The sequence below is a fragment of the Desulfofarcimen acetoxidans DSM 771 genome (genome assembly GCF_000024205.1).
Classification (GTDB): Bacteria; Bacillota; Desulfotomaculia; order Desulfotomaculales; family Desulfofarciminaceae; genus Desulfofarcimen; species Desulfofarcimen acetoxidans.
On sequence record NC_013216.1, the window covers coordinates 1,588,588 to 1,607,544 of the forward strand.

The 18,957-nt window shown below is 40.0% G+C and carries 7 protein-coding genes, 1 tRNA gene, 3 rRNA genes and 1 pseudogene; 9 read left to right on the forward strand and 3 right to left on the reverse strand.

What is annotated here, in order from left to right:
• Positions 1–7 precede the first annotated feature (7 nt).
• The 8 genes from DTOX_RS07480 to DTOX_RS07515 all read left to right on the forward strand — a co-directional run bounded on the left by DTOX_RS07480 (position 8) and on the right by DTOX_RS07515 (position 13,135).
• Positions 8–589, forward strand: coding sequence for an SEC-C metal-binding domain-containing protein (locus DTOX_RS07480; protein ID WP_015757110.1), 582 nt, complete (start codon positions 8–10; stop codon positions 587–589).
• Positions 525–2,189, forward strand: a complete 1,665-nt coding sequence (locus DTOX_RS07485) for an AlbA family DNA-binding domain-containing protein (RefSeq protein ID WP_242652566.1) — start codon at positions 525–527, stop codon at positions 2,187–2,189. The genes DTOX_RS07480 and DTOX_RS07485 overlap by 65 nt, the downstream gene beginning before the upstream one ends.
• A gap of 22 nt (positions 2,190–2,211) precedes the next feature.
• Positions 2,212–2,664 carry a very short patch repair endonuclease gene (locus DTOX_RS07490; RefSeq protein WP_015757112.1) on the forward strand — a complete coding sequence of 151 codons (453 nt, stop codon included), beginning with the start codon at positions 2,212–2,214 and terminating at the stop codon, positions 2,662–2,664.
• Positions 2,661–7,679, forward strand: a complete 5,019-nt coding sequence (locus DTOX_RS07495; RefSeq protein WP_015757113.1) for an ATP-binding protein — start codon at positions 2,661–2,663, stop codon at positions 7,677–7,679. Before DTOX_RS07490 ends, DTOX_RS07495 begins: the two co-directional genes overlap by 4 nt.
• A gap of 506 nt (positions 7,680–8,185) precedes the next feature.
• Positions 8,186–9,755: ribosomal RNA gene (locus DTOX_RS07500) — 16S ribosomal RNA — on the forward strand.
• Positions 9,756–9,885: 130 nt separating this feature from the next.
• Positions 9,886–10,000, forward strand: a 5S ribosomal RNA gene (rrf, locus tag DTOX_RS07505).
• A 38-nt stretch (positions 10,001–10,038) separates the two neighbouring features.
• Positions 10,039–10,114 (forward strand) — tRNA-Met (locus tag DTOX_RS07510).
• 83 nt (positions 10,115–10,197) lie between these two features.
• Positions 10,198–13,135 (forward strand): 23S ribosomal RNA (locus DTOX_RS07515).
• The 16S, 23S and 5S rRNA genes sit together here with 1 tRNA gene alongside, the layout of an rRNA operon.
• 134 nt (positions 13,136–13,269) lie before the next feature.
• Here the strand turns inward: DTOX_RS07515 and DTOX_RS25540 are convergent.
• The 3 genes and pseudogenes from DTOX_RS25540 to DTOX_RS07525 form a co-directional block, all read right to left on the reverse strand.
• Positions 13,270–14,052, reverse strand: a complete 783-nt coding sequence (locus DTOX_RS25540) for an HRDC domain-containing protein (RefSeq protein WP_207636010.1) — start codon at positions 14,050–14,052, stop codon at positions 13,270–13,272.
• Positions 14,053–14,064: 12 nt separating this feature from the next.
• Positions 14,065–14,505, reverse strand: a pseudogene (locus DTOX_RS25545) (nuclease-related domain-containing protein); the annotation flags it as partial.
• 75 nt (positions 14,506–14,580) lie between these two features.
• Positions 14,581–14,826, reverse strand: a complete 246-nt coding sequence (locus DTOX_RS07525) for a hypothetical protein (RefSeq protein ID WP_015757114.1) — start codon at positions 14,824–14,826, stop codon at positions 14,581–14,583.
• Between the two features lie 553 nt (positions 14,827–15,379).
• Here DTOX_RS07525 and DTOX_RS21370 point away from each other — a divergent pair.
• Positions 15,380–18,943, forward strand: a complete 3,564-nt coding sequence (locus DTOX_RS21370) for a helicase-related protein (protein ID WP_015757115.1) — start codon at positions 15,380–15,382, stop codon at positions 18,941–18,943.
• The last annotated feature ends 14 nt before the right edge of the window (positions 18,944–18,957 follow it).

An 18,957-nucleotide genomic window follows, 5' to 3' on the forward strand; every position in this document is an offset into this window, starting at 1 on the left:
TTCTCAAATGGGAAGAGTGACCACCCCACGAGTTATTACACAGCAGATTAGGCAGCTATGCCAATCCATATCTGAATATGAACCTGCATATGTCGAGGTTAAAGCTGATCCAAGAAGTCTCATTAACGAGTGTTTCCCGAACGTTGCCGCACATGTTAAAGAGTATGGTGGTCAAAGCGTTTTCGGTAGGTGCATTTGGCAAAGAGCGAATGTCTTAATTGAAGCCGAGGCTCATGCCGTATGGCGGTCTCCAAGCGGTGACATGGTTGATATTACCCCGCACAACAATGGAGAAGATTCCATCTTGTTTTTAGTCGATCCCCAAATGGCATATGACGGCAATTGCATACCTAATATTCGAAAGGCATTGACTTCATCCCCATTGGTGGCGGAGTTCATTACTCTTTTTAATGAGCGTGACCAAATAGCGGCAAAGTCAAAAGGAAATACATTTTCATTACCGGCTGATATGGTCAGGCGGATGTTTGAAATTGAGCAAATCCTAAACCAGCGGGTTAGCCGCAATGATCCGTGCCCATGCCAATCTGGCATTAAATATAAGAAATGCTGCGGCAGTTACGAAACATAAACAAAATAACTCAGCTAACAATAAGAAGGTGTTTATAATCAATTCAAAAGAATATAGCGAAATAATTAAACTGATTGATAAAAAAATTGAGGGCGATTATTGGGATTATAAGCAAGAATGGCATAGTGATAATGAGCGCCTTCTTCTTGATATATTATGTTTTGCCAATACCGTCCATAATAAAGATTGCTATCTAATAATTGGAGTTGCGGATAATGGTGAGATTATAGGATTAACGGAAAATAGCCCAAATAGAAAGAATCAAGCGGCCGTAATAGATCTGTTATCAAATTCAATGTTCGCGGGCGATTTTGTACCAGAGGTTTCTGTTGAAACAATATTAGTAAACAAAAAGGAAATAGATGTACTTACCGTTTTTAACTCGTACAATGTACCCTTTTACCTTCGATCCAAGTCAAAAAAGTACCATTCAATTGTAGAAGGATATATTTACTCCAGAAAGAATGATAGAAATACTCCTATCTCTGAAAATAGCTCTATGCAGCAGATTGAATTGCTCTGGAAGAAAAGGCTGGGCTTACTTAGTCCGCCGTTGGAGCAGATTGTTTCAAGGATGAGGAACAAATCAGAATGGCAAGAAATTGGTGATACATACTACAATGTATTTAACCCAGACTTTAAAATGAAGGAAGAGTGGGATCAGGAAGAGTATAGGGACTACAAGCGCGAATATTATTCGTATAATCAATATAATGAAAGCACTAATTATATCAATTTGCATGTTTTATGCAGGGAAACGGTTTTAAAAGAATTCCAAGTAGTGTTACTAGATAGTGGTAGATATAAGACTCCTGCCCCCACATGGGGATTTATTCACGATCCAACCAGATATTCGGAGTCATTATATGTTTACAAATATATTCTAAAAGATAGTATAGATTACGCTTTACAGCAGTTTATATATGATGAAGAAAGTGATGAGGCAAGAATCGCAAAGGGCAGATTTGATGAGGTTGTTCTGTATTTCGAAAATAAACAAGAACACGAGGAGTTCCATCAATCAATAGAAGCTTATCCAACATGTGTTGAGAATTATATTAATGACGCAAAACTGAAGGAATATCATATTTCTTCTAACAACAAACTTGAAATTAAAGACTGCACAGAAAAATTGATTACAGCTTTTGCTTTCAAAAGATTTTTATCTGATTATCGCAGGAAAAAAGCAGGTGTTGATGTTAAAAGAATAAAGTCTATTAGTATAAGGCATAAGTCGTTAGATTTGTTATGCCCTTCCGATATAGCTGAACATAGAGTTGATATCAATGGAACTGGGAAAGTGACGCATTTCCTTTATAATAGAGAAAATAGGAAAGCGGTAAATTCATATTGTTATAGCGCGGATAAATATTGGACAAGGGATTTCCTTAATTTTATCGAGCCGATAACAACAGATTGGGAAATCGACTACTCTATCGATATATGTAATGGTTATGAATGGAGATGCACTTTAAAATATGATGATGGTACATCTAAACTAATTAGCGGAAATGTTGTACCTCCTCCATTCTCCGATGATGTTGAACGTCGGATAAGAAACCTGGCTACTTTTGATGAGAATCCATGGTTGTTCACTTAATTCTGGTGAATGGAGACTATATATGGCGCGTGATCCACAAATAACACATAAGATAATGTCATCCGTAAAATCAAAGGATACGCGGCCTGAAATCGCTCTTCGTAAAGCTTTATGGGGCATGGGGCTACGCTATAGGATAAATTATAAGCAAATACCCGGAAAACCAGACGTTGTTTTCACAAAAGCCAGAATCGCGGTATTTTGCGACGGAGATTATTGGCATGGCCACAATTGGGCTATCAGAGGATTAAAGAGCCTGGATGAGGAACTGTCCCATTACTCTGAGTTTTGGTCGAATAAAATTAGAGGGAATATCAACCGGGATGAAACTGTAAATAACGAGTTAACGAATATGGGATGGCATGTTATTAGAGTTTGGGAAAGCGACATAAAAGCTGATGTAATGAGATGCGCATCAGATATTAAACAAATATATAAATCACATAGCAAAAGTGCGAACAGGAGATTAAAATGAGTTTAAAAGCAGACATTGAAAGAATTTTTCTGGATAATACCAGCTATGCAAATCCTAGTCAAGCAGTAAACCAAGCAAGTTCGCTTAACGCATTATCAGCTGATTTATATACAGATTCAAAGCGATTTATTTATGAGCTTCTACAAAATGCAGATGATTCTTCTCAAAACAATGACACTGTGAAAGTATGGATAAAAATTTTTAATAACAACTTAGTCATTGCTCATTCAGGGAGCCCATTTACTGTTCGTGATCTTCAAGGAATTTGCAATGTAAATAATGGCACAAAAAAGTCGGATCTGACAAAAACAGGCTATAAGGGTATTGGTTTTAAATCAGTTTTTGGACAATCTGATAAAGTAACGATATATACAAAAAATGAATATTTTAGATTCGATGCCTCCTATTCGTTTGAATGGAAGTGGGCGGAATCAAAGACAATATGGGAGAATAATAACGACCGAAAATTCCAATTTCCCTGGCAGATAATCCCTATATATACAGAAGCAAAAGAAGTTTCGGAGCCAATTAATCAGTTCCTTAACCAAAACAATGCAAACGTTGCGACAATAATTCAAATGAAGAATGTTAATGAGACGAGTCTGGCTGCTCAAAATCTATCGCAGAACTTAAATATGTTCTTATTTCTTAAGAATATTAGTGAGATTAATTTTGATATAGCAGAATCAGTTACTGTTAAAATTGATCGCACAAAAAAGGATAGAATCACTTTACAGAAAGGTAACAGTTCAAAAGTAGACTGGTTAATAAATACAGTTAGTCTTGCAGTGCCTAATGACGTAAAGGCTGTCTTACAAGATGAAAGAAATATTCCTGAAAAATTACTCAATACTGATTCTATAGAGTTGTCTTTGGCCGCAAAAGTTGGGAGCGATGGCATTACTAAGCTTTCTAATCAAGAAAAACTTCTATATTCATATTTGCCGACTGATGAGACGAAGTATTCTTTGCCAGTACTTGTTAATACAAGTTTTCTAACCGCTGCGAATCGCGAATCACTTCATGCTGATTCAAAATGGAACCAATGGCTATTTAAAACAATTGCCGTTGAAATTTTTAAGTGGATTTCAAGATTGGTTAATACTGAGTTCCATTTTCAAGCATATCAATTAATACCTAGGGAAACTATTGCTGATGAACTGGGTAAGAAATTTAATGATGGAATTAAAGATGCGCTAAAAAGCATTCCGTTTGTTGTTTCTAGAAAAGAGCAACTAATTAAAATAGAAGAAACAATAGTTGATTTTACATACTTGTCTGAGAAGTATTTTATAGGCGAAGAACCAATTAAAAAGTTTATTATTGAGGCAAATGAGACGGGTAGTTCTAAACAATTTGCTAAGAACTCTAGTTTTTTCTCTGAGTTCAAAAGGCTTGGTGCTTCTTGTTTTGAATGGATACATCTCCAACGATTTCTAGCCTCGACATATTTTAAAGATGCTCACACAATAGCATATAATATTGAATTTATAAAACATTTAAAGAAACTCTGCGAATCAGATAAGGTTATAGAAATTTCAAAAGAAGTATTAATGAAATTACCATTTATTTGGGATCATAAAAATCACATTAATTATCCATATCAAGTATGTTTTCCTACAGCAGACGATCAAAACTGGGATAATCCAAATAGTGAATTATCGTTCTTACATAAGCAATTGCAGATATGGCTGCTCAAAGATTCAGAAATTAGGCACTGGCTGGAGAGTTTGGGAGTTCAAGAAAAGACGGATGTCACCTATATTACTCAGACTATTATACCGAAAATCGAAAGTTACATAACGCCCGAGAATGCATTGCAAACTATTCGTGATTTATTTAGTTTGTATAAAAAAGGAAATCTTAGGGAAGATTTGATTGGACAATTATCGAGAATTAAACTTATAACGCAAAGCGATTCTTTATGTCCTGCCAGAGACTGTTTTCTTTCGGATTATTACAAACCGAGGATAGAAATTGAAAAAATAATAGAAAATGATATTTTCGTCTCTGAAACCTATTGTCTTGATATCCTTGAGAAGGATGAATGGAAACGTTTTTTTAAATTGCTTGGGGTTCATGAGGGAATTACAGCCTTACAATTCACAAATAGACTTTATCGCTCTGAATTAACTAATGCTGAGTTTAATGATGAATATTTTGGAACTAAGGATAAAAGGTTTACCCCTTTTCAATCTACGTTTATAGCGGATTGTTTCAGCGATTTAGCAACTATGACCTATATTCAACTTACAGAAAATAACCCCAAGTTTGCTTTCAAATTCTGGTCTGATTATATTGAAAATTATCTGCCAAGTATTATCAAGACTCCAGCAATCGCATATTGGGGGTATGAGGGTAGGCCTGGACGGACAAGCGGTGATCGAGTAGAGAACTTTGTTCCATGGTTTATCAAGAATATGCAATGTATCCCTACTGTATCAGAAAAATGTGAAATTGCCTCTTCTATATTTCTTAATACAGAAGAGATAAAAGCTATTGCTGGTAAATATTTGCCAGTATTCAATGGACCTGAATTATCGCCAGATTGGAAAGCTTTCTTTAATTTTCGAACAAGCTTTGAATTATCAGATTACTTAGAATTGCTTGGTACAATTTCGTCAGATATAGACGATAAAGGAAGAATAAAAAATGATAACTACAAAAGAATTCAATCTATCTACGCGGCATTGTTAGCCCAATGTGTTAATTGGAGCACTGATGATATTGAAAAAGTCGAAGTATGGGCTATTAAAGGACATTTACTAAATACAAAAAATCAATTCACAGAATGTAGCTCTCTCAAATATTTCTTAGATGGTAATGAAGGGATATTTCAAAATCAATATGATTTTGTAATGATAAATGCTGAAAATAAGAAACATCCAAATTTGATAACGTTTCTAGAGTGTTTTAACATAAGTGTATTGAGACAAAGCGAATTTGAACTTATTTCAGTTCGAGAAGAAGTGTGTTCAAGTTTGAAAGAAAAACTTGCGTTTATTTATAGATATTTCGAATCTTGGATTAAAAGTGAAAATCAAGATGTAGATACGCTGAAATGCCTGGTTAATCTTAAAAATAAAATTGAAAAGCTAGAAATATATCAAGCTGTGAGCCTTGCCATAACATATAATGTGATAGATTTTACAAAAGGGGTAAATGTTCATTTTGATGAAGATGCACTCTATGTAACAACCCCCTGGAACTCAAATAGCGTGTTATTAAAGTTATCAGAGGTTCTGAGTAGATATTTTGATTTGACTGGTCATGACAAAAAACTGGATTTTTTACTTAGGTCTACGAGTGATGAAATACAAAGATATTTCGAACAAGAAAACATACAAGTTCCAACAGATGTGGATGATTTCAAGGATGCAGTGGAGAGCACGAATGCTTTGATAGAGATTAACCCCAATATTATATCTCAAGATTTCTTTGATACGACAATACATGATTTTGGTCGGCAGCAGTACATAAAACAACTTATACCTAGAGCTGTAAAAAATGTACTCGCACACCTTAGTGTATTGCCAGAGTATGATTGCTCATCTTCTTATATAATTGCAGAGAGTATTATTAGTGGTATTACTAAAAATGGAAATGAAATAACAGTAGTAGCCAGACCATCAGACTATGATAAAATACGACTTTATTACGACGCTGAATTTGATGTACTTGAATATGTAGATGCAGAATTATGGTATGAAGATGGCGTTACACCACCAAAACAATTTACATTTGGGCAGCTTCTAAAAATGACAGGAATAAATAAAATTCCTATTAAAAATATTGATATTAAAGATTATGAACTTGAAACATTATTAAACAATCCAAAATCTGATGTTTTTGATTTTAGTGCCGTACCCTATTCACCAGAAAAAACTGCAAGAATTATTTCATCATTTGCGAATACAGATGGAGGTACGTTAATTTTTGGAATAAAAGAAACTTCATCACTTGATAACGAGATTGTAGGACTCAGTTCGGAATTTAAAGTTGTTGAGATTACAAAAAAAGCAATTTCTATGCTTTCCCCAATACCTGCTGTTACTTTTGACTGGCTAAAAGTTGGAGAACAATCTATTTTTGTAATTAGAACAGAAAAATCAGATGGAGATATACTATTAAATGAACAAAAATATATCCGAGAAAGTGCTACAAGTAAATTAGAGGAAATTCATATAAGCAGCCAATGCATATTGAATAATCCAGACATCAAAAGAACAATTGCAATTATCATAGCGATAGAAACCTATTATCCAAAGCAAAGAAACCAAATTCCACCAGTAAAATACGCGGATAGCGATGCTGAAAAATTCAAGGAAGTCTTATTAAGCAAATTAGATATAAGCGAAGATGATATTTATATATTAAGAAATGAACAAGCAATAAAAACTGAAGTTGAGGATGTAGTTAAGTATCAAATATTTTCTATGTCAGAAGAAGACAGATTGATTTTTTATTATGTGGGGCATGGTTTTCATAACGGAGTTACTAATTATCTTTCAACATATGATATGAGCCAATACGATATAGCCAATACAGCAATTTCCTTACGTAAATTATTACTTGACCCTTTGAAACAATCTAAATGCAAAAATGCATTGATTTGTATTGATGCTTGTGCGCAAAGCTTCACAGATGAAAATGCAAGGAGCAGTTTGTCAAATATCAACGATGAAGAATTAATAATTTTTTCAAATGATTTCCCTTACTATGCATTGTTTTTGTCTTGTCAAACAGGAGAAAAGTCGTATTCCTGCGATGATTTGAAAAATGGAATATGGACACATTATCTAGTCGAAGCTATTAGCGGTAATGTACATGAAATTATAAAGGAGAATAGATATATTACTGATAGAGCATTGGGGGATTATTTGTCACACAGCGTATCTCAATATGCTAAAAACAAACTAGGATTTGATCAAAATCCCAAAACAATAATAGATGCAAGTTATGAAAATGTTGTTGTAGATATGAGGTTAGGACCAGAAAAAAGCGGATCATTGTAATCCGTTTTAAAGGAAAATAATATCCCGCCAAGGGGATATAAGAGGAGTACGACATTTTTTCCACAGCCTCGAGGCACGTTGGGACAGTAGTTTGCCTCAGTAGAACACACAGATAAGAAACTATATCCTATCAGCGAATGCAATATGTCCAATGGACAAGGCGAGAAAACAAGTAAAGACGGAATATGCAATATGGGCTGTTGTTTATATATAAAAGAGCTAATTACAGTTAATATCTGTTTTCAAATATTACCTATTGATTTATAGCGTATATTGCGGTAAAATACATATTGTCGCCGCTGTGGTGGCGATAACAAAAACTGGTTCTTGACCGAGAGGACAAGACCTGATAAAATAAGTTCTTGCCGGCGGAAAACCGGCGAACAAACAGGTCTTTGAAAACTAAACAGTGTAAGATGGATGAAATTAAACAAACCTCGTCAGAAGTTTTAACTTTTAACGAATTTTTAGCCAAATTTTAATGAGCAATCAAACTTTTCACATATTTAACGGAGAGTTTGATCCTGGCTCAGGACGAACGTTGGCGGCGTGCTTAACACATGCAAGTCGAACGGAGTTAAGAAAGAAGTTTACTTTTTGCTTAACTTAGTGGCGGACGGGTGAGTAACGCGTGGATAATCTGCCTGTAAGACAGGAATAACGCCGGGAAACCGGTGCTAATACCGGATAACCTCTTTGGGCCGCATGGTCTGAAGAGAAAAGGTGGCCTCTTAACAAAGCTGCCGCTTACAGATGAATCCGCGTCCCATTAGCCAGTTGGTGGGGTAACGGCCCACCAAAGCGACGATGGGTAGCCGGCCTGAGAGGGTGACCGGCCACACTGGAACTGAGACACGGTCCAGACTCCTACGGGAGGCAGCAGTGGGGAATCTTCCGCAATGGGCGAAAGCCTGACGGAGCAACGCCGCGTGAGCGAAGAAGGTCTTCGGATTGTAAAGCTCTGTGATATTGGACGAACAGATTTCTTGTAAATAGCAAGGAAAAATGACGGTACAATAAGAGGAAGCCACGGCTAACTACGTGCCAGCAGCCGCGGTAATACGTAGGTGGCAAACGTTGTCCGGAATTACTGGGCGTAAAGGGCGAGTAGGTGGTTTATTAAGTCAGAAGTGAAAACTCCGGGCTCAACCTGGAGACTGCTTCTGAAACTGGTAGACTTGAGTGCAGGAGAGGGAAGCGGAATTCCTAGTGTAGCGGTGAAATGCGTAGATATTAGGAGGAACACCAGTGGCGAAGGCGGCTTCCTGGCCTGTAACTGACACTGAGGCGCGAAAGCGTGGGGATCAAACAGGATTAGATACCCTGGTAGTCCACGCCGTAAACGATGAGTGCTAGGTGTCGGGGGTATCGACCCCCTCGGTGCCACAGTTAACACAATAAGCACTCCGCCTGGGGAGTACGGTCGCAAGACTGAAACTCAAAGGAATTGACGGGGGCCCGCACAAGCGGTGGAGTATGTGGTTTAATTCGACGCAACGCGAAGAACCTTACCAAGGCTTGACATCCCGTGACCGCTGTAGAAATATGGTTTTCTTAGTTTACTAAGACACGGAGACAGGTGGTGCATGGTTGTCGTCAGCTCGTGTCGTGAGATGTTGGGTTAAGTCCCGCAACGAGCGCAACCCCTACAGCCAGTTGCCAGCACTTAGGGTGGGAACTCTGGCAGAACTGCCGTTGACAAAACGGAGGAAGGTGGGGATGACGTCAAATCATCATGCCCCTTATGTCTTGGGCTACACACGTACTACAATGGCCTGAACAGAGGGCAGCGAAACTGCGAAGTAGAGCCAACCCCTAAAAACAGGTCCCAGTTCGGATTGTAGGCTGCAACTCGCCTACATGAAGTCGGAATCGCTAGTAATCGCAGGTCAGCATACTGCGGTGAATACGTTCCCGGGCCTTGTACACACCGCCCGTCACACCACGAAAGTCGGCAACACCCGAAGCCGGTGACTTAACTCGCAAGAGAGAGAGCCGTCGAAGGTGGGGTCGGTGATTGGGGTGAAGTCGTAACAAGGTAGCCGTATCGGAAGGTGCGGCTGGATCACCTCCTTTCTAAGGATATTGGATGTTGGAAGTTAACGGTTAGCCACAGGGAGAGAAATCTCACACAGCTAACAAAATCTCCATATCTCAATATTGGTCGACATCCATCGACACAACTGTTTAGTTTTGAGAGACTTTTTCCGGTGGCAATAGCGAAGAGGTCATACCCGTTCCCATCCCGAACACGGAAGTCAAGCTCTTCAGCGCTGATGGTACTTGGGGTTACCCCCTGAGAGAGTAAGACGTTGCCGGAAACTAAATTTACCCTGTAAAAAGGGTTTTTAAACAACATCGCGGGGTGGAGCAGTTGGTAGCTCGTCGGGCTCATAACCCGAAGGTCATAGGTTCAAGTCCTATCTCCGCAACCAAAAAAAAGTTCTTTGAAAACTACACAGCGTGAAGCAAAAGAAAGCTCTATTTAACAAAATAGAACTCTCAAGCGCAAAAAATAGGTCAAGCAAAAAAGAGCATACGGCGAATGCCTAGGTGCTGCAGGCCGAAGAAGGACGCGGCAAGCTGCGAAAAGCCACGGGAAGCCGCAAGCAGGCAACGATCCGTGGATATCCGAATGGGGCAACCCGGCGAGGAAAACCCTCGTCACCTATAACCGAATCCATAGGTTATAGGAGGGCACCAGGGGAACTGAAACATCTTAGTACCCTGAGGAAAAGAAAGCAACAGCGATTCCCCGAGTAGCGGCGAGCGAAAAGGGACCAGCCAAAACCTAAACTGCTTGCAGATTAGGGGTAGCGGGACACTCATCACAAACCATTGCTTTAGCCGAAGTGGTCTGGAAAGACCCGTCACAGAAGGTAACAACCCTGTAGGCGAAAAGGCGAGAAGTTTAGAGTGGATCCCAAGTACTGCGGGACACGAGGAACCCCGTGGGAAACAGGGAGGACCACCTCCCAAGGCTAAATACCTGCAGCAACCGATAGTGATAAGTACCGTGAGGGAAAGGTGAAAAGCACCCCGGAAGGGGAGTGAAAAAGAACCTGAAACCGTATGCTTACAAGCCAGTCGAAGCACGTTAAAAGTGTGACGGCGTACTTTTTGTAGAACGGACCGGCGAGTTACATCTAACGGGCAAGGTTAAGTCAGAAAAGACGGAGCCGAAGCGAAAGCAAGTCTTAATAGGGCGGCAAGTCCGTTGGAGTAGACCCGAAACCGGGTGATCTACCCATGTTCAGAGTGAAGCTTTAGTAAAATAAAGTGGAGGCTCGAACCGACCTTCGTTGAAAAGGAGGCGGATGAAACGTGGGTAGAGGTGAAATGCCAATCGAACCCGGAGATAGCTGGTTCTCCTCGAAATAGCTTTAGGGCTAGCCTTGAGAAAAAAATCCGGAGGTAGAGCACTGACTGGGCTAGGGGCCTTCACCGGTTACCGAACTCAATCAAACTCCGAATGCCGGATTAAAACATACTCAAGAGTCAGACTATGGGTGCTAAGGTTCATAGTCAAAAGGGAAACAGCCCAGACCGTCGGCTAAGGTCCCAAAGACATGCTAAGTGGAAAAGGATGTGGGGTTGCACAGACAACCAGGATGTTGGCTTAGAAGCAGCCACCATTCAAAGAGTGCGTAATAGCTCACTGGTCAAGTGGCCCTGCGCCGAAAATGTAACGGGGCTAAAGCATGTCACCGAAGCCACGGATGTCGCAAGACATGGTAGAGGAGCGTTCCATATGCAGCGAAGTCGTACCGTAAGGAGCGGTGGAGCGTATGGAAGTGAGAATGCCGGTATAAGTAAGCGAAAAGGCAGGTGAGAATCCTGCCCGCCGAAAACCTAAGGATTCCTGGGGAAGGCTCGTCCGCCCAGGGTAAGCCGGGACCTAAGCCGAGGCCGAAAGGCGTAGGCGATGGACAATAGGTTGAAAATCCTATGCCACCAAAAGTCGTTATCAGGATGGGGTGACACAGGAGGGAAGGCCAAGCGCGCGGATGGAAAAGCGCGTCCAAGCTCGTAGGGCGTCAGATAGGCAAATCCGTCTGACACAAAGCCTGAGAAGTGATGGGGAGGGAAAACAAGTACCGAAGTGGTTGAACCCATACTGTCAAGAAAAACCTCTAACGAGACTCATTGGTGCCCGTACCGCAAACCGACACAGGTAGGTAGGGTGAGAATCCTAAGGCGCGCGAGAGAACCCTCGTTAAGGAACTCGGCAAAATGACCCCGTAACTTCGGGAGAAGGGGTGCCTCATTAACGTGAAGATTTATACATTCGGAGCGTGAAGAGGCCGCAGAGAAAAGGCCCAAGCGACTGTTTACCAAAAACACAGGTTCCTGCTAAATCGCTAAGATGAAGTATAGGAGCTGACGCCTGCCCGGTGCCGGAAGGTTAAGAGGAGAGGTCAGGGGAAACTCGAAGCTTTGAATTGAAGCCCCGGTAAACGGCGGCCGTAACTATAACGGTCCTAAGGTAGCGAAATTCCTTGTCAGGTAAGTTCTGACCCGCACGAAAGGCGTAACGATTTGGGCACTGTCTCAACGAGGGGCTCGGTGAAATTGAACTGCCGGTAAAGATGCCGGCTAACTGCGATAGGACAGAAAGACCCCGTGGAGCTTTACTGCAGCTTGATATTGGATTTTGGTATTGCATGTACAGGATAGGTGGGAGGCGGAGAAGCCAGGGCGCCAGCCTTGGCGGAGCCAACGTTGGGATACCACCCTTGCAGTATTGAAGTTCTAACATACGGCCTTGAATCAGGCCGGTGGACATTGTCAGGCGGGCAGTTTGACTGGGGCGGTCGCCTCCCAAAAAGTAACGGAGGCGCCCAAAGGTTCCCTCAGCGCGGTTGGAAATCGCGCTCACAGAGTGCAAAGGCAAAAGGGAGCTTGACTGCGAGACATACAGGTCGAGCAGGGACGAAAGTCGGGCTTAGTGATCCGGCGGTATCGAGTGGAAGAGCCGTCGCTCAACGGATAAAAGCTACCCCGGGGATAACAGGCTTATCTCCCCCAAGAGTTCACATCGACGGGGAGGTTTGGCACCTCGATGTCGGCTCATCGCATCCTGGGGCTGTAGTAGGTCCCAAGGGTTGGGCTGTTCGCCCATTAAAGCGGTACGTGAGCTGGGTTCAGAACGTCGTGAGACAGTTCGGTCCCTATCCATCGCAGTCGCAGGAAACTTGCAAGGAGCTGTCCCTAGTACGAGAGGACCGGGATGGACGGATCACTGGTGTACCGGTTGTCGCGCCAGCGGCAATGCCGGGTAGTTATATCCGGAAGGGATAAGCGCTGAAAGCATCTAAGCGCGAAGCCCACCTTAAGATTAGGTTTCCCTTCTAAAAGAATAAGACCCCTGGAAGACCACCAGGTAGATAGGCCGGGTGTGTAAGCATAGTAATGTGTTTAGCTGACCGGTACTAATAGGTCGAACGCTTGACCTACAATTCACGCTGTGTAGTTTTGATGGAACTGTAATTGTTCATTTATTAAAACCCTTAAGGATTTTTTCCTAGGGTTTTTGGCTTTTATATCGGTTGATTTACATTTTCTCTACTATGCAATTACTTAAATGTTTTTATATTGTTTTATTTAAAATTTTTAATATATGCTCACCATATTTTTCAACCTTTTTCAGTCCAAACCCCTTTACCTTCAGTAATTCTTCTTTATTTGTTGGATAGGCTGAAATTAGATTTTCCATTTCTTCGTTACTATAAATCATATAAGCAGCTATTTTCTCTTCCCTTGATTTTAATAATCTAAATTCTTTTAGTTCTTGAGCCAACTGCTCCCTACTATTTTTGTTTATTTCTTGATTTCTGTCTTTTGTACAGGCCACCTGCTTTATGGTTTCAGAATTAAAATCGGAAGGATCTTCATTTATAAAGAAAATAAATTCATTTTCGTTATATCTATCCTTCTTCAATGGGCTAACATTTGAATCAAAATATACTATATACTTTTGCCTAACAATCTCGGCATATTGGTAATCTCCTAAAATTTTTATGTACTTTTTGCCTTCTTTTGTTATATATTCTCTTGCGTCGGATTGATTATTACTTTGTTTACTCTCTTTCGCTTCATCAATTACTAAAAAGTCAGCATCTGTTAAATTATACTTTGCGTAATAATCATAAGTTATTGGTTTGTTATTTTCTTTCAGCCAATAAGCTATTTTAAACAAATACTTTTCCAATTTATGATAAATGCTTTTTTGCTGATAATATTTTAAGCTATTTATCACTTGATCATGTCTAATTATCATCTCATTAATTTCAGTTGGGCATTTTTCTTTATGTATAATAGATTTCGGGTTAGCAATAACTACAAATGATAAATAGAACCATTCCTCACTCATCAATTGATTCTCAAGTAGTATTTTCTTTAAAATATTTATGTGTCTCTGGTTTTGCGTTATAGGGCTGTACATGCCCTCTCTTTTGATTTCTATCCCCTTTCGATCATGAATAACTCTTATAAAGGTACCATCTGAATTTATTAGAATATTGCCGTTTAATTGCTTTGTTTCAAGGACGCATAAAAATCTGTCAGATATAACAATAAAATCATATTGTGCAGTGTATCCTTCATATTCTAACCTTATATCATGAAGGCAGAGAATAGGAAGAAATGAGTTCTTTAATTCATAGTAAACATTATTTTCACCCTCAAGACCCTTCTTTAAGTAGGATATGTCACGTAAAATTAAATTTTTCTTTACTCCGTTTTTTAGTTTTTTTGCTAATTCCTCTAAATCAGTTATCTGTTGGTTTTCTTTTGAGAACTCTTTTATGAATGTTGGGCTTTTAATTGTCCTCTTTTAATTAGCAATAAAATCAACAGTTTTATCAAGCCAAGTTACCACGCTTACCCTCCTCAATAGACACTAATTAAAACTTTTCCTTACAATGCAACTCTTTCCGGTATCCACCTTAGTGGCTAAAGAGTAAGAAATTATTACTGTAGTTTTTTTAATCTTTATTTCACCGTTATTTGGTGTAGCATCAAACTTATAAAAATCCTCCAGCAATTCAATTAGAGATACAAAGAAAGCCGGAAGGTATATTGCAGACATGTTTGATGATACGTTTGAGAGAAATGAATTTATGTTTTTTTTGTAGTAGTTCATCATCTGAACTCTCCAATTACAGTTTTAAACTATTTCTACAAAACGCTGTTTAATTCCTCCTGTATATCCCCCCTATTGCAGGAATATGTCGTGTTATAGAGAATATTTTAATACATGGAAAGTAATACCTGAAAAATGAGGTACTGCAGGACTACTCTGGATCACCAAACTATAAAGCTTTCACTTTGGTAAAAGCAGCATCCAAGACAAGCCGTTGGTCATAGCCGTGACGGTGGAATTGATGGGTTAACTCACCGCGGGGAATATGGATGGCAAACAAAATTCTATTATGCTCCCAAAGGACAGAGGGTATGTCTGTTATACTATGTTTATGTTTCAAAATGGTTTTGTGATAATTTAGGTACTACTCAACTAAAGGAAAATTTATGTTGGATTGAATATAATCACCCCATTTCCAATAGTCTTGAAAGTATCCATGGAAAATAATGTATTAATTTAGGAAAAGTAAGAATTTAGCTAATATTATGGATTTAATTTCTATTACGTATTAAGCATTCTATATATTATGTTAAGTAAAATTACTCGAGGTGATTTTGTGAATGATGCTCTAGATATCAATTCAAATAGTGTTGTATATGCAGAGCAGATTTATAAAAAGTGTAATACCATACGAAGTCGTGTTGGAATTCCTAAAGGTGTAATAGTTGATTTCTATTGTCCTGAATGTCGTTCTCCAGTTTTTTTAAAGACAAGGGCTGGAGCTTCACCATGGTTTGAACATGAGCATTTAGATAAGGAAAATAGAACGGCTATACATCTTGCTTGTTCAAGATATACAAATGCGGACAAAAGGGAATATAAACCTGTAGATACATATAGAATCTCAGGTGCTATTCCAATATATCTGTTAGGGAAAAGTGATCTTTTTAAATTAAGAGTCTACTTTCCACAATTATCTGATCAATCCATGAAAATGTTAGTAGAATCAAATGCAAAAGTATGTCTTTTTCAAAATAATTCTTTGCATTATGTGTTTAGCTCTCAAAATGTAAATTACATTGATATTGCAACTTATACAAAACATGGCTTTGAAGTTCAAATAAAAGATTCCAATGGGGATGTATTAAGAGATGTGCCGGAAGAAGTAAAAAGAAAATGGGTTTGTGGTATATCTGCTATAGATGTGAGTCGGGATATTTTTCATTTTTGGAATGATGGTGGTATGAGAGTATCAACTGGTGGATTTATTTATGTTGGTACATCATACAGAATATTAAAAAGCAGAACAGATTGGAATTATGACAAGGAAAATAATGCTATAGAAATTAAAAAGGTTGGCGAAGTTAATTTTAAAAATCTTGCCTCAATAGATGTTTATGAATTAACACCCATAGAGGTAACAACTGAATCATTGCAATATTTTGCAAAACGAGGATATCTTTTAAAACATAGAAATGATGAAATAATTCCACTTTGGCCGCCAGCAGTTTCTAAAGGTAGAGACTTGATTTATAAAGACAAAACATCTTTGTTTTTGCACAAAACTAGCAGAGGTAATATAAAGGATCAAAAGCTTTTTACGTTGGAGGGAAACAAAATCATTCAGATTCAATCACGTATATTGAAAATAAATGATGTCTCCGAGATAGTTCAAATTAATGTTGGTTTCTCAAAGCCGATAATGCTTGGCGGAGAACTGACACCTATGTTATACGATATACATCAAGATGAAAATGCAATGTGTTGCGAGGCAAGGGGCTTAGAGTTAAAAGTTGAAGATAAAAATGCATGTGCAGTAGCTACATCATATAAAGAATTGCCCATAGAGGGTAAGTTCTATATAAAATCAAATTTACCTTTTGTGACCTATTTTAAGAGGGGTAACTTTGTAATTTATTCAAGCTTTAATTCTGGTTATATTGAAGGAGTAAAATTTGATGTAGAGGTATTTGTTGATTGTGGTTCTTGGGGCAAATATTGTTATTCCATGCAAAAGAAAAATTATAAGCAGGGTACTATTAACTGGGATTCTGTGTATAGGCGGTTGTTACTTTGTCATGGTCAAACAATAATGGCTAATAAGCAATTACAGCAAAATCTTGCCCGGCGCCATATCCTGCCGATAGATGGCATTCGATTTAACCCCCTGGAACGTCGTGTCTATGACCAACTTGAGGATTACTGTAAGGGTTTGGCCATGCAAATCCGTAAACATGGAGACAGGCAATCACAACAGATGATGAGCTTTTTACTTAGCTTTCTGCGGTTACGATTCGCTTCCAGTCTTTATGCATTCCATAAGACATTAGAACGCCGTCTGCATAAAGTGGAAGCAACGTTGCGGCAGCAACTTGTAATGGAGGCAGAAGATTCTGGGTCCAATTCTTCGCTACAGGATGTTATTTTTGAGGGGGAAGATGAAGACGACTTGGTGGTTGTGGAATCATTGCTCCAAAACCGGACACAGGATGATTTGGAATGGGAACGCGAATGTCTCAAGAGCATGCTTAAAGACATGGCAGACCTCACCGGCGACTCATCTAAAATGAAGCTGCTTTTACAAACGCTGGATCAACGTAAAGACCGGCAAACCGGGCGTATCCAGCAAACGGTTATCTTTACCCGTTTTTACGATACGCTCACTGATATCGTGAAGCGACTCTGCCAGGCAGACCCGCAGATGCTAGTAGGCACCTATTCGGGGCAGGGAGCACAGTGTTTTAATTCGGTTACAGGCCGTATGGTTAACCTAGATCGTGAAGAGGTAAAAGAAAGATTCTTGCGCAGCGAGGTTGACATCTTAGTGTGTACTGACGCAGCAGCGGAGGGTTTAAACCTGCAGACTGCTGATCTTTTGGTTAATTTCGATCTGGGTTGGAACCCAATGAAAGTTGAGCAGCGAATAGGGCGTATTGACCGTATTGGACAAAAACATGAGGATATTTACGTCCTCAACCTATGCTATGCCGGAAGTGCAGAAGAAGTGGTGTATGGCCGTTTACTAAACCGCTTAGCTAATGCCAATATGATTGTTGGCACGCAGCAGGTATCGCTTCTGCCGGTGGAACAAGAAGAGTTCAGCCAGTTGGCTGAAGGAACACTGACACCCGAAGAATTGATGGCCCGTGCCCAAGAACGACTCGTGTTGCAACGCCAACATACAGAGAGTATGGAAATTAGCCCTAAAGAACTTTATGAAATTTACAAGCGTATGGCCCAGATTGATGATCAGAGAACTACTCCGGTAAATCTGGAGGCAATATGGGAAACACTGAGCCAATCGCAGTACCTGCGCCATTTGGGTTGCACCGTTTCGGATGAACCAGCGAAGCCAGCGTTGACATTGTTCGGAATTGATGGCATACCCAGTGGAACAGTCCTTACTACTTCCCGCGCGCTTTACGAGGAAGGTTTGGCTGATGGCGGCGCACGCGTGCATTTCGCCTCTTACGGTGATCCGTTCTTTGATGCTATTTTGGAGCACCTGAGCAGTTTCGAACTTCCTTCCTGTGTTCGGCGAATCGCCGTCCCTGTTCCCGGTTTGGAGGATGTTGAAGTGGTTATTTATGTAGCAATCTGCCGTGGCGACGGTGGTGTTTGCCAAATGCGGCTTATCCGAGCGTGGAGTGACCTCAAGGATTTGGCTTTAGCAGAGGATGAGACCATAAATGACGAGGAAATAATGTCGCAACGAGAACAACTTTACCAGCTGGTTTTGAAAGAGTTTGAGCCCTACCTGGTAGCAGACCGCATTGAACGAGAAAACATACGGGCTGCTCTGGTGCATGAAATGCTCAATTTCCTGGTAATTCAAGATTTTCTTAAAGTCAGGGCAAGTTTTGCCGGAGAAAATGCACTCTTTTGGCCGGTTTTAAAGGAAGTTGCCTCTCTAATTGAGGAGCGCGAGCCCCTTCAGGCAACCGGTTTACCGGCGGACATCCTGAGGAGATTCACCGGCGAATTACTTTTTGCTTGCCAGGTTCCTACTATTGGTGATAAAACCATCCTGCCGGTACCGCGCATAATGGGCCGGGCGGCAGTTGAAGCCGCAAGTCGTCTGGCGGACAGTATGAAGAAGAAAAGGGGTAGGCTCCTTGTTGATACAGTTTTGGCCCGACTGCAGCGTGAAGTAGAGGTAAGAAAAAGATTGATTAATTAGTTTTCATTATAAAG

Bases quoted from the DNA above. Each gene is read 5' to 3' on its own strand.
- DTOX_RS07480 (WP_015757110.1), top strand. From the start codon at position 8: ATGGGAAGAGTGACCACCCCACGAGTTATTACACAGCAGATTAGGCAG.
- DTOX_RS07485 (WP_242652566.1), top strand. From the start codon at position 525: ATGATCCGTGCCCATGCCAATCTGGCATTAAATATAAGAAATGCTGCG.
- DTOX_RS07490 (WP_015757112.1), top strand. From the start codon at position 2,212: ATGGCGCGTGATCCACAAATAACACATAAGATAATGTCATCCGTAAAA.
- DTOX_RS07495 (WP_015757113.1), top strand. From the start codon at position 2,661: ATGAGTTTAAAAGCAGACATTGAAAGAATTTTTCTGGATAATACCAGC.
- DTOX_RS25540 (WP_207636010.1), bottom strand. From the start codon at position 14,052: ATGAGTGAGGAATGGTTCTATTTATCATTTGTAGTTATTGCTAACCCG.
- DTOX_RS07525 (WP_015757114.1), bottom strand. From the start codon at position 14,826: ATGATGAACTACTACAAAAAAAACATAAATTCATTTCTCTCAAACGTA.